The organism is uncultured Tateyamaria sp. (assembly GCF_947503045.1).
Lineage (GTDB): Bacteria > Pseudomonadota > Alphaproteobacteria > Rhodobacterales > Rhodobacteraceae > Tateyamaria.
In genome coordinates, this window is record NZ_CANNCF010000002.1 from 275,153 (window position 1) to 293,566 (window position 18,414).

General features: G+C 63.3%; 13 protein-coding genes. 5 read left to right on the plus strand and 8 right to left on the minus strand.

What is annotated here, in order from left to right; genetic code table 11:
- Positions 1-51 precede the first annotated feature (51 nt).
- A complete protein-coding gene (gene rpe / locus Q1A89_RS09750) occupies positions 52-741 on the plus strand; it encodes a ribulose-phosphate 3-epimerase (protein ID WP_299726926.1) in 690 nt (229 codons plus the stop codon).
- 64 nt (positions 742-805) lie between these two features.
- Here the strand turns inward: rpe and Q1A89_RS09755 are convergent, their stop codons facing one another.
- The 6 genes from Q1A89_RS09755 to Q1A89_RS09780 all read right to left on the minus strand — a co-directional run bounded on the left by Q1A89_RS09755 (position 806) and on the right by Q1A89_RS09780 (position 7,759).
- Positions 806-2,302 (minus strand): class I adenylate-forming enzyme family protein, encoded by a 1,497-nt coding sequence (locus Q1A89_RS09755; protein WP_299726928.1) that lies wholly within the window; start codon positions 2,300-2,302, stop codon positions 806-808.
- A gap of 18 nt (positions 2,303-2,320) precedes the next feature.
- The gene (locus tag Q1A89_RS09760; protein WP_299729101.1) at positions 2,321-2,668 is read right to left on the minus strand and encodes a PaaI family thioesterase; all 348 of its coding nucleotides are present in this window, start codon (positions 2,666-2,668) and stop codon (positions 2,321-2,323) included.
- Positions 2,669-2,719: 51 nt separating this feature from the next.
- Positions 2,720-3,790: an acyl-CoA dehydrogenase gene (locus Q1A89_RS09765; RefSeq protein ID WP_299726931.1), complete on the minus strand. Its 1,071-nt coding sequence runs from the start codon at positions 3,788-3,790 to the stop codon at positions 2,720-2,722.
- The gene (locus Q1A89_RS09770; protein ID WP_299726934.1) at positions 3,791-4,990 is read right to left on the minus strand and encodes an acyl-CoA dehydrogenase family protein; all 1,200 of its coding nucleotides are present in this window, start codon (positions 4,988-4,990) and stop codon (positions 3,791-3,793) included.
- A gap of 3 nt (positions 4,991-4,993) precedes the next feature.
- Positions 4,994-7,087 carry an FAD-dependent oxidoreductase gene (locus tag Q1A89_RS09775; protein ID WP_299726937.1) on the minus strand — a complete coding sequence of 698 codons (2,094 nt, stop codon included), beginning with the start codon at positions 7,085-7,087 and terminating at the stop codon, positions 4,994-4,996.
- A gap of 174 nt (positions 7,088-7,261) precedes the next feature.
- Positions 7,262-7,759 (minus strand): class I SAM-dependent methyltransferase, encoded by a 498-nt coding sequence (locus Q1A89_RS09780; protein ID WP_299726940.1) that lies wholly within the window; start codon positions 7,757-7,759, stop codon positions 7,262-7,264.
- 144 nt (positions 7,760-7,903) lie between these two features.
- On the opposite strand from Q1A89_RS09780, the gene Q1A89_RS09785 reads away from it, so the two are divergent.
- The 4 genes from Q1A89_RS09785 to Q1A89_RS09800 are packed head-to-tail and all read left to right on the plus strand — an operon-like array spanning position 7,904 to position 13,769.
- On the plus strand, positions 7,904-9,673 hold the full coding sequence (locus Q1A89_RS09785; RefSeq protein WP_299726943.1) for an ABC transporter ATP-binding protein: 1,770 nt from the start codon (positions 7,904-7,906) through the stop codon (positions 9,671-9,673).
- Complete coding sequence (locus Q1A89_RS09790) at positions 9,666-11,588, plus strand: ABC transporter substrate-binding protein (protein ID WP_299726945.1); 1,923 nt, start codon at positions 9,666-9,668, stop codon at positions 11,586-11,588. Before Q1A89_RS09785 ends, Q1A89_RS09790 begins: the two co-directional genes overlap by 8 nt.
- Entirely contained in the window at positions 11,585-12,613 is a 1,029-nt protein-coding gene (locus tag Q1A89_RS09795) for an ABC transporter permease (RefSeq protein ID WP_299726949.1), read from the plus strand. Before Q1A89_RS09790 ends, Q1A89_RS09795 begins: the two co-directional genes overlap by 4 nt.
- Positions 12,614-12,617: 4 nt before the next feature.
- Positions 12,618-13,769 (plus strand): ABC transporter permease, encoded by a 1,152-nt coding sequence (locus Q1A89_RS09800; protein WP_299726952.1) that lies wholly within the window; start codon positions 12,618-12,620, stop codon positions 13,767-13,769.
- A 24-nt stretch (positions 13,770-13,793) separates the two neighbouring features.
- On the opposite strand, the gene Q1A89_RS09805 is transcribed toward Q1A89_RS09800, so the two are convergent.
- Both Q1A89_RS09805 and Q1A89_RS09810 read right to left on the minus strand, forming a co-directional pair.
- Positions 13,794-15,836 carry a DEAD/DEAH box helicase gene (locus Q1A89_RS09805; RefSeq protein WP_299726955.1) on the minus strand — a complete coding sequence of 681 codons (2,043 nt, stop codon included), beginning with the start codon at positions 15,834-15,836 and terminating at the stop codon, positions 13,794-13,796.
- A gap of 91 nt (positions 15,837-15,927) precedes the next feature.
- Positions 15,928-18,255 carry a mechanosensitive ion channel family protein gene (locus tag Q1A89_RS09810; RefSeq protein WP_299726957.1) on the minus strand — a complete coding sequence of 776 codons (2,328 nt, stop codon included), beginning with the start codon at positions 18,253-18,255 and terminating at the stop codon, positions 15,928-15,930.
- Between the last annotated feature and the right edge of the window lie 159 nt (positions 18,256-18,414).

The following is an 18,414-nucleotide window of genomic DNA, read 5'->3' on the forward strand; positions in this document are numbered from 1 at the left end:
CACCGGGACGCGGGGTCGGTATATCGCGACCACACCTGACAGGAGCCTGCCATGCCCTTTGATCGCACCATCAAGATCGCACCTTCGATCCTCGCCGCCGATTTCGCCGATTTCGGGGCGGAATGCGCCGCTGTCGAGGCGCAGGGCGCGGACTGGATTCATGTGGATGTGATGGACGGGCATTTCGTGCCCAATATCACCTTTGGCCCGGCCACTTGCGCGGCGATCCGCCCCCACATCAAGGGCGTGATGGATGTGCATTTGATGATCGCGCCTGTGGACCCTTACATCGACGCCTTTGCTCAGGCGGGCGCGGATGTGCTGACCGCACATGTGGAGGCAGGGCCGCATATTCACCGCACGCTGCAGGCAATCCGGGGCGCGGGGATGAAAGCAGGCGTGGCCCTCAATCCCGGCACCCCGGCCAGCGCGGTGGCCGAGGTGTTGGATATGGTCGATCTGATCTGCGTGATGACGGTGAACCCCGGTTTTGGCGGTCAGAAATTCATCGACATGACCGCCAAGATCAGCGCCTTGCGCGATATGATCGGCGACCGGCCTGTGCATATCGAGATCGACGGCGGCGTTGACCCCACCACCGCGCCGCTTGTTGCAAAGGCAGGTGCGGATGTGCTGGTGGCCGGATCAGCGGTATTTCGTGGCGGGTCGGTCAGTGACCCGGCGCCCTATGGCGACAATATCCGCGCCATTCGCGCCGCTGCCGAGGGTGTCTGGACGTAACCACTTTTCTCAGCGCCGTTTTCCGTGTCGGAAAGCGACCCCGGAGAGCGTGTCGCACTCCGCCCTAGTCCAAACGGTCGGCAAAAACTGCGATCAGCTTGTGTTTCAGGATCTTGCCCGTGGGTGCCGCAGGCAGGCTGTCGGCAAAGACGTAAGTTGAGGGCCGTTTGTACCCCACCAGCCGCTCGGCCACATAGGCGCGCAACTCTGCCTCCTGAACACCAGCCCCCGGCACGATCTGCACGAATGCCAGCACCTCTTCATCCCCTGCACGCGCGCGCCCAATCACAGCGGCCTGCACGACGCCGGGATGATCGCTCAGCACCGCCTCGACCTCGGGCGGATAGACGTTAAAGCCGCCGTGGATGATCAACTCCTTGCAGCGGCCCACGATATGCAACCGCCCCTGATCGTCCATGCGCCCCAGATCACCCGTGCGCAACCAGCCCTCGGCGTTCAGCACCGCTGCGGTCGCCTCGGGATTGCGGAAATAGCCGGTCATCACGTGACCGCCGCGCGCCAGCACTTCGCCCGTGCCGTCCCCGCCGCCGGGCACATCCTCGTCGATGCGCAGCTCCACGCCGGGCAGGGCTGGACCGACCGAAATGTCCGGATCACCCAGCGCATTATGTGTCACCGCGATCCCGGCCGTGCTTTCGGTCATGCCATAGCCGTTCTGCAAGGCGACGCCGTAAAACGCCTCGGCCTTGCGCTTCCACGCAGGATCAAGCGGGGCCGCACCGGACGAGACAAAGCGCAATGTATCCGAACCCAGTTGTTCCAGCCCCTGTGCGGCGGCATGGGCCATCAGCAGCGCGTGCATCTGCGGCACGCCGGAAAACAGCGTGATGCCCCGCCTCAAACCCTCGAACACGGCGCTGACGTCAAAGCGGGGGATCAGCCGCAGGGTGCAGCCCACATGCACCGCCGCCACAAGGATCGAGCACAAACCAAACACATGGGTGATCGGCAGCACGCCATAGATCAGGTCGCGCGATGTCATGCCCCGGAAGGTGACGGATGTGGCGGCCCCGAAGCGCAGGTTGGCATGGCTCAACATCACGCCTTTGGGCGCGCCTGTGGTACCGGTGGTGTAGAGGACAACAGCGGTGTCGGGCGCGCAGGGTACGTCATCACCGCTGCCTTGCGCGATGGCGAGTTGACCCCACACCCCGTGCAAAGGCGCGGCATCGCAACGCGCGGCGTGGGTGGTGGCATCGGGGGAGACTTCGGTGGTGAACAGGAGCACGCGCGGGGCCGCATGGGCGGCAATCCGATCGATCTCCCGCCCGCTTTGGCGCGCGTTGACCGGCACGGGCACGGCCCCGATCTGCCAGCATGCAAACAGGGCCGCGACAGCAGCGGCGCAGTTTTCGATCATGATCAGCACGCGGTCTTTGGGCATAACACCTTGCGCGCGCAGCTCTGCACCCAGCGCGCGGGCGGAAACGTCCAGATCGGACCACGACCACGCCGCCCCGGTTGCATCCTCAAGTGCCAGCGCGTCCGGGCGCTCGGCCACTTGCGCGGCAAGCAGGTGATCAACGCGGTCCTCAGCCATGCCGCGCCCTGCCCGGTCTCATGGTTTGACCCGCTTGTAGACACCTGTGGATGTGGCCACGACCGTGCCGTTCTGATCCGTCACCACCCCCTCGGCAAAGACCAGCGAACGCCCGCCGCCGCTGATCTCTCCCTTCGCCGTCACGCGACCGGGGCGCGCCGGGGCGAGGTATTGCGTCGTCATCGAAATCGTCATGAACCGGGTCTCGCCCGCCGCTTCGCCGGTGAGCGAGGCGGCAAAGCCCATCGCGTTGTCAAGCATGCACGAGATGATCCCCCCATGCAGCCCACCATGGCGGTTGCTGTGCTGGGGGCCAATGTCGAGATGGCAGCGCGCCGTGCCATCCCCGGCCGTGATATCGACCACATAACCCAACAGCGTCTGCGCGCCGGTCTCGTGTCCCGAATGATCCCCGTCTCAGGCGGCGGAGAGGGCAATGAACCGCTCCAGATGATAATCCGTGTCGCCAAAGCGGTGGTCAGCCATGATGATCCGCTTGGCGATATGGGCCAGTTCGTATTCCTGCGTCATGGCGATGCCGCCATGCATCTGGATCGCCTCTTCGGCGACCAGCCGCCCGGCCCGCCCGATCAGGTTCTTGGTGGCCGACAGGTGCAGATCGCGGTCATGCGCATCAAGGTTGCCTGCCGCGTTGATCACGGCGGAACGCACCTGTTCCAACTCGATCAACAGATCGGACATGCGATGCGCGAGCGCCTGAAACGTACCGATGGGCCGCCCGAACTGCTTGCGCGTCATCAGGTAGTCCTTGGTGAGCGCCGTGGCCGTCTCCATCGCGCCAAGCGCTTCGGCGCTGATGGCGACAAGGGCGAGGTCGTTGACGGCCTCATACTCCGCAAGACCAAGGCCCAGAGCCGTGGCAGGCGTATTGTCCAGCGTGACCTCGCCCGCGCGGCCCCCGGCCAGCAGCGGATAGCCCTGAATGTCGAGCCCCTCAGCCCCCTTGGCCACGAGGTAGAGGCCGATGGTGTCGCCCTCGCGGGCCGAGACGATCAGGTGATCCGCCGCCTCGGCATTCATCACCACCGCCTTGCGCCCGGTCAGGCGGCCCCCGTTCGCAACCGTTTGGACATGGTCGAGATCATAGCGCCCGCCGGGCTCGCCATGGGCAACAGCCAGATGCAGCGCGCCTGCGATAAGCTCTTCGACCATGTCGCCCTTGCCCGCAGCGGCAAGCAACCGCCCGCCCATCAGCGCGCCATCCAGCACCGGTTCGACCACACCCGCGCGGCCCAGTTCCTCGAACACAACCGCGATGTCGAAACCTGCACCGCCAAAGCCGCCCTGTTCCTCGGTAAAGAGCGCGCCCAGCACACCCAGTTCCGCCAGTTCGGCCCAGATCTCGGGCGACATGCCCGCCTCGGAGTTCAGAATGCCGTTGCGCACGGCAGTCGTGTATTTGTCACGCAGATAGCGGCGCAGGGTGTCCTGCAGCATCTGCCGCTCTTCGGTCAGATCAAAGTTCATTTATGCACCCCCGCTCATGGTCACCTTGGCGATGATCCCACGCTGGATTTCGTTCGAGCCGCCAAAGATCGACAGCTTGCGGTTGTTGAAGTACTCCGCTGCGACCGGCCCCGCCTCGTGCGGGTCCGGGATCAGATCATTGGCCCCGTCGACCGCCTCAGAGGCGAAGGGCATCGCGTAAGGGCCGACGGCGCGGCGCGCGAGATCGTTGATTTCCTGACGGATGATCGAGCCTTTGACCTTGAGCATCGACGCCTCAAGCCCTGGCGCGCCCCCGGCGGCCGCTTGGGATACGATGCGCAGGTTTGACGTGGCCATCGCGCGCATGTCGATTTCCACCTGCGCAACGCGGGCGGCGAAATGGGGGTTCTGCAGCAGCGGCTTGCCATTCTGCATCTCGGCCCGGGCCACCCGTTTGACCGCCGCGAGTGCTGCCTGACTGGCCCCGACCCCGCCAAGGCCGGTGCGTTCGTGGGTCAGCAGATACTTGGCATAGGTCCAGCCCTTGTTTTCCTCACCGACAAGGTTTTCGACCGGCACGCGCACATCCGTGAACCAGACCTCGTTCACCTCGGGGCTGCCATCCAGAAGGATGATCGGGCGCACTTCGACACCGGGGCTGTCCATGTCGATCAGCAGGAACGAGATGCCTTCCTGCTGCTTGACCTCGGGGTCAGTGCGCACAAGGCAAAAGATCATGTTTGCGTGCTGGCCAAGGGTCGTCCACGTCTTTTGCCCGTTGACGACATAGTGGTCACCATCGCGCACCGCGCGAGTTTTCAGCGACGCCAGATCGGACCCCGCCCCCGGTTCGGAATAGCCCTGACACCACCAGTCCGAGCCGTCCAGAATGCGCGGCAGCCAATGGTCCTGCTGTTCTTTGCTGCCGAATTTCTGCAGTACAGGCCCCAGCATCGACAACCCAAAGGGGACGATGCGCGGCGCGGCGGCGGCGGCGGCCTCGACGTCATAGATGTGGCGCTGCACAGCGCTCCATTCTGCGCCACCAAAGGACGCAGGCCAGTTCTGCGCGAGCCAGCCACGTGCGTTCAGAATGCTGTGCCAGCGTTCCATATCGTCCTTGGTCAACTCGCGCCCCAGACGCACCTTATCGGCAATCTCGCCCGGCAACTCGTCACGCATAAAGGCGCGCACTTCGTCCTGAAAGGCCTGTTCCTCGGGTGTAAAGCTCAAGTCCATGTCTCAGCCCTCCTTGTTCAGATCGTCGAATGTGCGCCCCGTCGCGACCAGTTCGGTCAAAAGCGGCGCAGGTTGCCAGAAATAGGGGTCGGTGTCGGCGTAGGCCTTGATATCGCTCAGCAATCCGTCAAGCCCGACGATATCCGCCCATTTCAGCGGCCCGCCGCGATAGCGCGGAAAGCCATAACCAAAAAGCAGCACCATATCGACGTCCAGCGGGCGGCGCGCGATACCCTCGCCCACAACCTTGGCCGCCTCGTTGACCATGGACGCCATGTAGCGGCGTACGATTTCCTCGTCCGTGAAGGTGCGCGGGGTGATGCCCTGTGCGGCCCGCTCCGCCTCGATCAGGGGCAGGACATCGGGGTTGGGCACGCGCGCCCTGGCGCCGCCCGCATAGTCATAATAGCCCTTGCCGGTCTTCTGGCCAAAATGGCCGTCCTCGCACAGCTTATCCGCATAGGTCGTGTCCCGCGCCCGGGAATCCAGCCCCTCGGCCCGCTTGCGCTTGCGCACGGCCCAACCGATGTCGAGACCCGCAAGGTCGGCCACGGCGAAAGGTCCCATGGCAAATCCGAAGGCCTCAAGGGCTGTGTCGATCTGGTAGGGCGAGGCGCCGTCGAGAATCATGTGATCCGCGCAGGTGCGGTAGGTCGACAGGATCCGGTTGCCGATGAACCCGTCGCAGACCCCGGCCCGGGCGCTGATTTTGCCCAGCGCCTTGCCCAGTGCAAAGCCTGTAGCCGCCACCTCGGGCGCGGTTTTGTCCGCCACCACGACCTCAAGCAGCTTCATCACATGCGCGGGCGAGAAAAAGTGCAGGCCCAGCACGTCGCCGGGCCGCGAGGTCGTCGCCGCGATCTCGTTGATGTCCAAGTAGGACGTGTTGGAGGCAAGCACCGCACCCGGTTTGCACACGCGGTCCAGTTCGCCAAAGACCGCCTTTTTGACCTCCATGTCCTCGAACACCGCTTCGATCACCAGATCGACCTCGGCCAGCGTGTCATAGCTGGTCACGATCTGCAGGGCCGAGTTCAGGATCGTGGCGTGCTGCTCGTCATTGATTTTGCCCCGTTTCAGGGCCCCTGCAAGGTTGCCCGCGATCCGTTCACGCGCGGCCTCTCCTGCCTCGGGCGACATTTCCAGCAGGTGCACGCGCAGGCCCGCAAGCAGGGCCGCTGTCGCAATCCCCGCCCCCATCGTGCCGCCACCGATCACCGCGATATGGGCGACGGGGCGTGGTGCGACCCCTTTCAACTCCGGCAGGTTGCCCACCGCGCGTTCCGAGAAAAACGCGTGGATCATGCCCTTGCGCTGGTCGGTCTGCATGAGGTCGAAGAATATCTTGCGCTCGGCCTTGAGCCCTTCGGCAAAGTCGTTCTCGTAAGAGGCTTGAATGGCGCGCACGCACCATGCGGGCGAAATCTGCCCCTTGGAGCGCGCCAGCGTCGCCTCGAACGCGCCGTCCCAGTCGATGGCGGCGGGCAGGGGCAATCCGCTGACCGGGCGGGGTGCGGCACCATCTACCAGCAGTTGTTCGGCATAGGCGATGCCGTTGTCCCTGGGATCGCCGTCCCTGATTTCGTCGATGATGCCCAGCTCATGAGCCTTGGCGGCGCCGATCTGGCGGCCCGTGGTCATCACGTCGAGTGCTGCCTCAACCCCGGTCAGACGGTGCAGGCGCTGGGTGCCGCCAGCGCCGGGGATCAGGCCCAGATGCACCTCGGGCAGGCCAACGCGGGCGCTTGGCACGGCGATGCGATAATGACAGCCCAGCGCAACTTCCAGCCCGCCCCCCAAGGACACCCCGTGCATCGAGGCGACGACGATCAGGGGCGAGGCCTCGATCCGGTTGATCAGGTCCGGCAGGTAGGGTTCCATTGGCGGCTTGCCGAATTCGGTGATGTCGGCCCCGGCAAAGAACGCACGCCCCTCGCCCACGATCAGCACGGCGCGCACGCCCGTATCGCCCTCCGCGCGGGTCACGCCATCGAGCAAACCCTGCCGCACCGCTTGTGACAGTGCGTTCACAGGCGGGTTCTGCACACTCAGAACGGCAATGTCACCGTGACGGGAATAGGCAATCTTGTCGCTCATGGGGCCTCCGCATATTCAGATGAGCGGGTGCCGGATTCCTCCTGCCGACACGCGCGCGGCCAGCCTATGGCAGTTCGACAAAAGGGCAAGCCCTACCCGTCAGGACGCCACGTCCCTCTTCTCTGATTTAAAAAATCCCCCCCGGAGGGTCGCTATCCATCAGCGTGATGCGGATCAGCTTTCGCGCCGATAAATAAAGCAGCGGCCCGGCACCGCACCTTCGGGCAAGGGCTGTTCAACCAGATTGTCGAAATACATCCGGTCAGACGCCACCATCAGGCCGCCGACCGCCACCAGCGGCTCGACCAAGGGCGAGATGTTGCGGGCAAAAATGTCGTTCTTCGCCGCAATGTGCCCTCCAAGATCCGCATGGATCAGGGCCGCACTGTCACCAAAGCGGGTCAGCGCGGCGGGCAGCGTGTCATAGACATCGCCCAGCAGCACCATGTCTTCGGGCGGGGTGCTGTCGGGATGCGAGGCCACGGCGCGCTCGAACACAAAGATGTCGCGATCCGGCAGGATGTGGCGCATGTGATGATAGGTGCGCCCGTTGCCAAGGCCCAGTTCGAACACAGGGCCGGACAGATCGGCGATCCGGGTCGCGGCGTGGTCCAGACAGGCGCGTTGGGACACCATGCGGTCGACAAAGAGATCAAGGCGGCTTTGGGTCATTCACATATTCCTCAGGCTTTCATTCTACATGGGGCAGAACGCGGAAAAAGTGTAGCAACAATCGCGCGATAACCTGTGTATGGACCTACGGGGCGGAATCGGGTTCACTGACCTTTGGCACGCTCACGCAACAAAGGACGGTATATGCCCCCCCTGCTGGACGTTAAGAACCTGTCAATCGGCTTTGGCGAGGCGCCTCCGGTCGTGGCGGGGGTCAATTTTTCCGTCGATGCAGGTGAAACGCTGGCCCTGGTGGGCGAAAGCGGATCGGGCAAAACGCTGACCTGCCGCTCGGTTCTGCGCATCCTTCCGGGGGCGGCACAATTGCGCAGCGGCACGATCGAATTTGGCACGGGGGCCTCGCGCAACGATCTGCTGACCCTCGGCAAGAAAGAAATCAGGGCCATTCGCGGCAACGCGATTTCGATGATTTTTCAGGAACCTATGCGGTCCCTGTCGCCGCTGCACCGGATCGGTAATCAGGTAAGCGAAGTGCTGACCCTGCACCGCGACATGACGCTGGCCGAGGCCAAGCGCGACGTGCTGGCCACGTTTGACCGGGTTGGCTTTGCTGATGCCGAACGCGCCTACCGCGCCTATCCGTTCGAGATGTCGGGCGGCATGCGCCAGCGCGCGATGATTGCCATGGCCATGGTCGCCAAGCCCGATTTGCTGATCGCGGACGAACCCACAACGGCGCTGGATGTGACCACGCAAGCCCAGGTTCTGGGCCTGATGAAGACGCTGCAGCGCGACACCGGCATGGCGATGATCCTGGTCACGCACGATCTGGGCGTGGTGGCCAATATGGCGGACTCTGTCGTGGTGATGAACAAGGGTCACGTTATGGAGAGCGGACCGGCCTCGGCCGTCCTCAGCGCGCCGGGTCACGGCTACACCCAGAAACTCTTTGCCGCGGCCCCGATGATCCCGGAAGTGGCCGAACCTTCGGCCCCGGTGGTCGAGGACGATCTGATCCTCGAACTCAAAAAAGTGTCCAAAACCTATTCGGTGCGCGCAGGCGGCTGGCGCGAGCGCAAGCTGGTGCATGCCTGCCGCGACGTGTCGCTGAAACTGCCCCGCGGCAAGACGCTGGCGGTGGTGGGCGAAAGCGGGTCGGGCAAGACCACGTGCGCGCGCATCGCCCTTGGTGCCGAAGTGCCGGATGACGGCGCCCAAGTGCTGTTTCGCGCCGAGGCAGGCAGTGAGCCGGTCAATATCGGCGCCCTCAGCCGCGCTGAAAAGGTCGCCTTTCAGCGTCAGGCGCAGATGGTGTTTCAGGACCCCTATTCCTCGCTTTCGCCGCGCATGCGGGTGCAGGAGGCTCTGACCGAGCCGATGGAAATCCACAAGATCGGCAACAAGACTGCGCGCCGCGACAAGGCAGCCGAGATGCTGCGCTGGGTCGGGCTGAACCCGGATATGCTGAAACGCTATCCACACGCCTTTTCCGGTGGTCAGCGCCAGCGCCTGTCGATTGCGCGCGCCCTTACGCTCGACCCCGTGCTGCTGGTCTGTGACGAGCCGACCTCGGCGCTGGATGTATCGGTGCAGGAACAGATCCTGACCCTGCTTGAGCGCATACGCGACGGTATGGGTCTCAGCTACCTGTTCATCAGCCACGATCTGGCCGTGGTGGCCCGCATCGCGGACGAAGTGGCGGTGATGCGTCAGGGTGTGGTGGTCGAACAGGCCCCGCCCGACACGCTGTTTTACAGCCCGCGCCATCCCTACACCAAGGCGCTGATCGCCGCCCAGCCGGAACCGGACCTGAACCGCCCCATCGACCTCGATCTGGTGTCGCGCGGGGCCGGGTCGTCCGCCGACTGGTCCGAACAGTTCCGCTTCGAGGGGCTGAATGCCCCCGACCTCATACAGATCGAGCCCGGACACAAGGTGCGTTGCCATGTTTAACCGTTTCAGTGCCCTGTGCCTTGCCGCCCTTCTTGCCCTGCCGGCGGTCGCACAGCCGGTCGTCAAGGAAAGCCCGTTCTGGGAAAGCGAGATCAAGAAGGGGAACATGGACCCCGCCGCCGAGCGTATCCCCGACACGCCCCTGGTCGTCGATCTTGAGGCCAAGGGGCGCACCTATGGCACGCAAGGCGGCACGTTGCGCACAATGGTCACCCGCTCCAAGGACGTGCGCCAGATGGTGGTCTACGGCTATGCCCGCCTTGTGGGATATGACGAGAAATACCGCCTCAAACCCGATATCCTGCACGATTTCGAGGTCGAGCGGGGCCGCGTGTTTACCCTGCATCTGCGGCCCGGGCATCGCTGGTCGGATGGGTCGCCGTTTACGTCGGATGATTTCCGCTATTGGTGGGAAAACGTCGCCCAGAACCCCGAGCTGAGCCCCAATGGCCCGCCCGAGATCATGCGCGTGGGCGACGAATTCGGCACCATGTCATTCCCGGACCAGCACACGGTGGTGGTGAGCTTTCCCCGGCCCAACCCGATCTTCTTGCAGATGCTGGCGCAGGCCGCGCCGCCTTTCATCTTTCGCCCCGCACATTACCTCAAACAGTTCCACGTCGATTTCAACACCGTCGAAGAGATGGAGGCGATGATCGACGCCAAGCGGGTGCGCAGCTGGGCGCCGCTGCACAACAAGATGGACAATATGTACCAGTTCGACAACGCGGCCCTGCCCACGTTGCAGCCTTGGATGGTCGCCTCTGGCACGTCCTCGCGCCAGTTGTTCATCCGCAATCCCTATTTCCACCGCATCGACGCGCGCGGCACGCAACTGCCCTATATCGACGTGGTCGAGATGGGCATCGTCGGCTCGGGGCTGGTTGCAGCCAAGTCCAACGCGGGCGAATCCGACCTGCAGGCGCGCGGCCTTGATTTCCGCGATGTCTCGATCCTGAAAAAGGGCGAAACCGATGGCGCGCCTTACCGTACGTTCCTGTGGTCCAACGGTGCGGCCAGCCAGATCGCGATCTATCCGAACCTGAACTTTGCCGACCCCGTTTGGCGCGAGGTGATCCGCGATGCACGCTTCCGCCGCGCCCTGTCGCTGGGCATCGACCGGCGCATGATCAACCGCGCGCTCTACTTCGGTCTGGGCAAAGAGGGCGGGATGACTGCGCTGGCGGCAAGCCCGTTCTTTGATTCCGCCAACCTCACGAACTGGGCCATCTACAACCCCAAGCTTGCCAACCAATTGCTGGACGAGATGGGGCTGACGGAACACACCGCCTCAGGCATCCGCCTGCTTCCTGATGGCCGCCCGATGGAGTTCGTGATTGAAACCGCAGGCGAGCGGCAAGAGGTCGAAAACGCGCTGGCCATCATCACCGACACGTGGCGCGATCTGGGGGTTCAGCTGATCATGCGCCCGCTCGATCGCGACATCCTGCGCAACCGGGTGTTTTCCGGCGTGACCATGGCCGCCGTCTGGTTCGGCTGGGACAACGGCATTCCGCAGCCCTTTACCCCACCCGACTATCTTGCGCCCACCGATCAGGTGTTCTTTGCCTGGCCCAAATGGGGTCAGTATTACCAAACCCGCGGGGCCGCCGGCGAACCCATCGATCTGCCCGCCGCACAAAAGCTGATGGATCTGAGCAAGGCGTGGCGACGCACCAATGACGACGCCAAACGCAGCCGCATCTGGCGCGACATGCTGGCCATCCACGCCGATCAGCAGTTCGGCATCGGCATCCTGTCCGAAGCGCCCCAGCCCGTCGTCGTCTCGGACCGGCTGCGCAATGTGCCTGAGTTCGGCAAATGGGCATGGGATCCCGGTGCCCATTTCGGCGTGCACCGGATGGACGAGTTCTATTTCTCCGATGAAGAACAGATCGCGCAGGTCAGCAAATGATGTTCGTGCGCTACGCGGTGTGGCGTCTGTTGACGATGCTGCTGACACTCGCCGTGGTGTCGGTGCTGGTGTTCATCATCATCAACCTGCCCCCCGGCGACTACCTCTCGAACCAGATCGCCGAGCTGCGCGCCACCGGTCAGGCCGAGGGCGTGGCCAAGGCCGAATTCCTGCGCGCGGAATATGCGCTCGACCGGCCGCTGTGGCAGCAATACCTGATCTGGGTGGGCGCGATCCCCGGCCCGCAGGGGTTTTCCGGCCTGCTGCAGGGCGATTTCGGCTGGTCCTTTGAGTTTGACGCCCCCGTGGCGGATATCGTTGGCGATGCGCTGTGGCTCACTGTCCTGGTGAACCTCGCCGCCGTCCTTTTTGTCTATCTGGTCGCGCTGCCCCTTGGCGTGCTGGCGGCGGCCCGTTCGGCCACATGGGTGGACTACACCACCGCCTTTGTCGGCTATCTCGGCCTTGCCACGCCGAACTTTCTGCTCGCGCTCATTCTGTTCTATTACGGGCACAAATATCTTGGCCTGCCCATCGGGGGCTTGATGTCGCCCGAGTTCGAGGGCGAGCCGATGAGCCTTGCCAAGGTCCAATCCATCCTCATCCACCTGATCGTGCCGACCTTTGTTATCGGCACTTCGGGCGCTGCGGGCATGATGCAGCGCCTGCGGGCCAATATGCTGGATGAGCTGAGCAAGCCCTACGTCGAAACCGCGCAGGCCAAGGGCCTTGGCCCGACCAAGCTGCTGACGAAATACCCGCTGCGCATGGCCTTCAACCCGTTTGTGGCCGATATCGGCAACCTGCTGCCTGCGATGGTGTCCGGTTCGGTCCTTGTGTCGGTGGTGCTGGGCTTGCAGACCATCGGGCCAGCGCTCCTCACCGCGCTCAAGTCACAGGATCAGTTCCTGGCCGCTTTCGTGCTGATGTTCGTGGCCCTGCTGACGCTGATCGGCACAATGATTTCCGACCTGTTGCTGGTGCTGCTTGATCCGCGCATCCGCTATGGCGCGCGAGAAGGATAAGAGCATGAGCAACCTTCCCGACGGCCGCTTTATCGACGACGCCCCGTATGATCCCAATGTGGACCTGTCGGCGCTGGACCGCACGGACATGGACGCACCCAACTGGGTGCTGGTCTGGCGCAAGTTCAAGAAACACCGGCTGGGCCTGATCTCGGGCATCTTCCTGTTTCTGGCCTATCTCGCGATCCCTTTTGCGGGCTTCTTTTCGCCCTACACGCCAAACGAGCGCAGTGCGGAATACCTCTATCACCCGCCGCAGGCGATCCGGTTCTGGCACGAGGACAAGTTCATCGGCCCCTTTGTCTACCCGACCGAGGCCTTTGCCGACCTCGAAAATTACCGCTGGACCTACACCACCGACAAAACCCGGCCCATGCCGCTGCTATTTTTCTGCAAGAAATCCGAATACAACCTCTTTGGTTTCATCCCCACCGAAACCCACCTGTTCTGCGCGCCCGAGGGGGCGACGGTGTTCATCTTTGGCTCGGACCGGCTGGGGCGGGACGTGTTTTCGCGCATCTCTTACGGCGCACAACTGTCGCTGACCGTGGGACTGATCGGGATCACGGTGTCCTTCATCCTCGGCATCGGCTTTGGCGCCATTGCGGGCTACTTCGGCGGCTGGATCGACTGGGTCGTGAACCGCGCCATCGAAATCCTGCGCTCCCTACCCGAACTGCCGCTGTGGCTTGCCCTGTCAGCGGCGGTGCCCAGCAATTGGGGGCCGGTATCCGTCTTTTTCATCATATCGATCATACTTGGGCTCTTAGACTGGCCCGGGCTCGCCCGGGCGGTCCGAAGTAAGTTCCTCTCGCTGAGAGAGGAGGAATATGTCAGAGCAGCAGAGATGATGGGGGCCAAGCCGGGCCGCGTGATCCGCCGCCACCTGCTGCCCAATTTCATGTCCCACCTGATCGCGAGTGCCACGCTGTCGATCCCCGCGATGATCCTCGGCGAAACCGCACTGTCCTTCCTGGGCCTTGGCCTGCGCGCGCCTGCGGTCAGCTGGGGTGTGATGCTGAACGACGCCCAAAACCTCGCAAGTATCGAGATTTACCCGTGGACGGCGATCCCGATGCTGCCGATCATCATCGTGGTGCTGGCGTTCAATTTCCTTGGCGACGGTCTGCGCGACAGTCTGGACCCCTACAGCTAAGCCACGGCGGGGTGAAACCCCGCCCTACCCTTTGCGTTTTGGGGGCTGCGCGCCGCCTTGCCCGCCAGCGGCGCGGCGGGCCTTGTTCTTCTTGCTGTTCCACTTGGCCTTTTTCGGCGCGCTGACGCTGCCGTCCTGCACGGCTTTTTCAAGCGTGCTCGGAGCCTTGGCAAACGGCTTCTTCCCACCCGGTTTGCCCTTGGGCTTGGTGCCCGGCTTGGGCTTGCGCGGCTTGGGGGTCGACGTGTCATTCCAGTCGATGGGGGCGGCATCATTGCGCGACTTGGGCGCAGGCGCGGCATCCGGGTCCCAGACCTTTTTGGCCGAAGGTTTCTTTGGCTTGGGCGCATCGGCAAAGCCGCGTTTGGGTTTGTCGTCAAAGTCGCGCTTGGGCTTGTCGCCATAGTCGCGTTTCGGCTTGTCCCCGTAATCCCGCTTGGGTTTGCCCCCCGGCTTGCCTTCAAACCGTGGCTTGGGCTGGCTTGCCGCATCCGGCACACCGTCAAGCTGGGTGACCTTGGCCCCGCCTTCGACTTCCATGGCCCCGCCAAGGTTCTGGACAAAGCCTGCGACCGCCTCGGTTTTCAACTCCACATAGGACATGTTATTCACGATGCGGATCGCACCGATGTCGTCCTTGGTGATGTCGCCCGCGTTGCACATGATGGGCAGCAGGCGGCGCACTTCGACGCCCTGATCGCGCCCGCCGGTGACGGAAAACCACGTGCTCGGCCCGAATGGCGCGCGCGCTTTGGGGCCTTTGTCACCACCAGCGACAGCCGACAGATGTTCGGGCGCAGAATGGCGCAGGCCATGGATGCGCAGCACGGCGGCGGCAAGCTGTTCGGGGCTAAAGGCGTCGACGAATTTGGCGACCATCTCGGCCTCGCCCTCGGCGATCTCATCCGTCCACATCGGATCATCCATCAGACGGGTTTCATCCGCTGCGCGCACAGCATCGGCAGACGGCGCGTCGATCCATTCCGCATCAAGTTGTGCGGATTTCAGAATGCGCGTCGCCTTGGCCCGCACCTTGGCAGTGACGATCAGCGCGCTGGTGCCCTTGCGGCCCGCACGGCCCGTCCGGCCCGACCGGTGCAGCAGGGTTTCATGGTTGGAGGGCAGTTCGGCATGCACCACCAGATCGAGGTTGGGCAGGTCGATCCCGCGCGCCGCCACGTCCGTGGCCACACAGACCCGCGCCCGCCCGTCACGCATCGCCTGCAGCGCATTGGTGCGCTCGCCTTGGGTCAACTCCCCCGACAGCGCCACAACGGAAAACCCTCGATTGGACAGGCGCGTGGTGACGCGGTTGACCATGGCGCGGGTATTGCAGAACACGATGGCATTGGGCGCCTCATGGAACCGCAGCACGTTGATGATCGCGTTTTCGGCGTCGTGATTGGCCACCATCATCGCCTGATAGGTGATGTCGGCATGCTGCTTTTCGCCCGTCGTGGTGGCGATGCGGATGGCGTCTTTTTGATAGGTCTTGGCCAGTTTCGCGATCTGCGCGGGCACCGTGGCCGAGAACATCAGCGTGCGGCGGCTGTCAGGGCATTCGCCAAGGATGAATTCGAGGTCCTCGCGAAAACCCAGGTCAAGCATCTCGTCCGCCTCGTCCAGCACGACGCCGCGAATGGCGCTCAGATCAATCGAGCCGCGCATGATGTGATCGCGCAAGCGACCGGGTGTGGCGACGACGATATGTGCACCACGGGCAAGGGCGCGCTTTTCATCGCGCATGTCCATGCCACCAACGCAGGACGCCATGACCACGCCAGTCTCACCGTAAAGCCAGCCCAGCTCACGCTTGACCTGCATCGCCAACTCGCGCGTGGGCGCAATGACCAATGCCAGCGGCGCATCCGCCATCTGAAACAGCGGTTCGTCCCCCAGCAGCGTCGGGCCCAGCGCCAGACCAAATCCCACCGTCTTGCCGGATCCCGTCTGGGCCGACACCAACAGGTCAGCGCCCACAAGGTCCGGGTCGGTCACAGCCTCCTGCACGGGGGTGAGGTCGGTGTAGCCGCGGGCGGTCAGTGCGGTCTGGAGCGGTGTGATCACGGGGTCAGGTCCTGTCAAAGCGGGGCCACGGGCACAGACCCGCCGCCAAGCCTGCGCGCCTATGCCCTTTGCGTCCGCTTGTCGAGGGGCTTTATCGGTCGTCCCCGTCCTGAGCGCCGCCTTCCATCAGGTCTTCCTCGATCGAGGCCTGAGCGGCGGCCGTGATCGCCTTGCGGTCCTCCTCGGTCAACTCGTCGAGCTTTTTGTCATCCGCCAGACGCACAGTGACCTCGCGATGGGCGAACTTGATGCCTTCGCGGGCGAACAACTCGCGGATTTCCTCGTAGACCTTCTTGCGCACCAGCCATTGATCGCCGGGCTTGGTCATGAACTTGACCCGGATGATCATCGCCGAATCCTGCATCTCGATCACGCCCTGACTTTTCAGCGGCTGGATAAAGTTGTCGCCGATCACCGGATCGTCCAGCAGGGCCACACCCAGCTTCTTGATCATCTTGCGGACCTTTTCGACATCGGTGTCATAGGTCACGCGCAGGGGCAGTTTCATGATGACCCAGTCGCGCGAATAGTTGGTCAACACCTGAATTTCGCCAAAGGGCATGGTGTGCAGCGCGCCCAGATGGTGGCGCAACTGGAACGACCGGACCGAGATTTTCTCGACCGTGCCTTTGACCCCGCCCACATCGATGTATTCACCGCGCCGGAACGCATCATCGAACAGAAAGAAGGCTCCGGAAAAGATGTCGCGCACAAGGCTTTGGCTGCCGAAGCCCACGGCGACACCAAGGATACCTGCCCCGGCAAAGAGCGGTCCGACATTCACCCCCATCTCCATCAACGTGATCAGGAAAATGGTCAGCACAATCAGGATCAGCATGAAATTGCGGAACAGCGGCAACAGGGTGGCCAGACGGGACGCGCTCGACCCGCCTCCCTCGTCACCCAACTCGCCCTCGCCCATATCGCCCTGCTCGTCCGCGATCTTGCGGTCGATCCAGATGCGAAAGGCGTAATAGCCGATATAGCCCAGAAAGATGATGACAACGACGTCCAGCAGCCGCGCGGCGATGCTGCCATCCTCGATGCCGAAGCCCGGGCTCCACATGCCGATAAAGGCGTAGCTGCCGGCAACAAAAGCAATGATGCCCGCGATGCGGCGGGCCAGATCCTCGAACGAGGTCAGCGCGCCGCGTGGCGGACCCATGGGGGCGACGTCATCCTCGTCCACGTCATCCGGGTCGACGGACTGGTGTTCGCGCATATAGCGGCGGCGGGCAAAGCCGCGCTCGATATAGAAATTGAGAACGCCGTAGACCACGATGATCGTGGTCAGGATGATCCACCCCCCCACCAGCAGCGGCACGCCATCGGCATTGCCAAGCACCAGATGAAAGGTCTGCTCGCCCCAGGCAAACAGGAAAAAGGCGATGCTGATCGGCCCCCAAAGGCGGGACAGGGTGCGCAACACCCAACTGGCCGCTTCGGGTGGGGTGCCGTTGAGAATGGCATTGGTGACCGCACGCCAGTTGAACACCACGATCAGGATGCTTTGCACCATCCCCACAAAGGACAGCAGCGAATAGAGAAAGACATAGACGTCGAAATTCAGCCCCAGCTCGCGGATCCAGATCCCGAACAGCACTGTCGAGATGCCGAGGATCGTGCCGACACAGAGCCACAGATACAGCTTTTTCGCATCGGGATCCGACAGCAGCGGAATGCGGTATTGCGGCAGGTAAGGCGACAGGATCATCCGCCACGTACTGGTCACCACCCGGATCACGAAATAGGCAATGTTGATCAGCGTCGCGGTGAATTGCAGGGCCGGGTTTTCCAGCGGGCCAAAGATGATCGTCCCGAGGATAAAGGCGACGGCCATCGAAATCACGATCCCGATCAGGCCCATGAAGAAGCGGAACATGAGGAACGGCATCTTCTGGCCATAGCCCACCGGCTTTTCCAGAATGCGGCCAACCACAAAACCCTTCACGATCCGCTTGCCGTAGACCTCGTTCTGAAACAGGATGCCCACGCCCAGCAGTCCAAGGCTCAAAAACAGCACTTTGAAATAGGCGAAAATGGTCCCGTCCGGGCTTGTGGCCCGCAGGATATAAAGCACTTCGTTGATCGATGCGGGCAGGTTGGCAAACCCGTCCGACAGGGCCGTGCGAAAGGCCATCGCATCGTCCTGCATGGACATCAGCGAACTGCCCATGCCTTGCGCGTCTGCCGCCGGAGCGGAGGTGTCGATGTCGTTCAGCACGCGGCCATCGGAATCGATCACAACCACGCTGACGCCGTTTTCAGCCGCCGCGCGCATCAGCTCGTCAATCTCGGACGGCGTGCCGGTCTCGGCCGGGGTCAGCAGATTGCCCAGGCCCTGCGCCTGTGCCGGCACATGCGCCCACGCCACGACCCAAAGAACGGCCACAGCCATCAACACCCAAATCGTGTTCATCTTCATTTTGTGGCCATCCCCCTGCACACCCGTCAAAACGCTAACCCCGTGCCGCGTCAAAAACAATTGCGCCGCGCGGCAAATGTGAACGGGCGTGTTTTGCAATGGCCGGTTTTCCATGCGATAGCGCAATCATGGGCTGCTCAGCCAATGCGCACA

Coding starts and splice junctions, on each gene's coding strand:
- Q1A89_RS09790 (WP_299726945.1), top strand. CDS start 9,666: ATGTTTAACCGTTTCAGTGCCCTGTGCCTTGCCGCCCTTCTTGCCCTG.
- Q1A89_RS09785 (WP_299726943.1), top strand. CDS start 7,904: ATGCCCCCCCTGCTGGACGTTAAGAACCTGTCAATCGGCTTTGGCGAG.
- Q1A89_RS09795 (WP_299726949.1), top strand. CDS start 11,585: ATGATGTTCGTGCGCTACGCGGTGTGGCGTCTGTTGACGATGCTGCTG.
- Q1A89_RS09770 (WP_299726934.1), bottom strand. CDS start 4,990: ATGGACTTGAGCTTTACACCCGAGGAACAGGCCTTTCAGGACGAAGTG.
- Q1A89_RS09800 (WP_299726952.1), top strand. CDS start 12,618: ATGAGCAACCTTCCCGACGGCCGCTTTATCGACGACGCCCCGTATGAT.
- Q1A89_RS09775 (WP_299726937.1), bottom strand. CDS start 7,087: ATGAGCGACAAGATTGCCTATTCCCGTCACGGTGACATTGCCGTTCTG.
- Q1A89_RS09810 (WP_299726957.1), bottom strand. CDS start 18,255: ATGAACACGATTTGGGTGTTGATGGCTGTGGCCGTTCTTTGGGTCGTG.
- Q1A89_RS09765 (WP_299726931.1), bottom strand. CDS start 3,790: ATGAACTTTGATCTGACCGAAGAGCGGCAGATGCTGCAGGACACCCTG.
- Q1A89_RS09755 (WP_299726928.1), bottom strand. CDS start 2,302: ATGGCTGAGGACCGCGTTGATCACCTGCTTGCCGCGCAAGTGGCCGAG.
- rpe (WP_299726926.1), top strand. CDS start 52: ATGCCCTTTGATCGCACCATCAAGATCGCACCTTCGATCCTCGCCGCC.
- Q1A89_RS09780 (WP_299726940.1), bottom strand. CDS start 7,759: ATGACCCAAAGCCGCCTTGATCTCTTTGTCGACCGCATGGTGTCCCAA.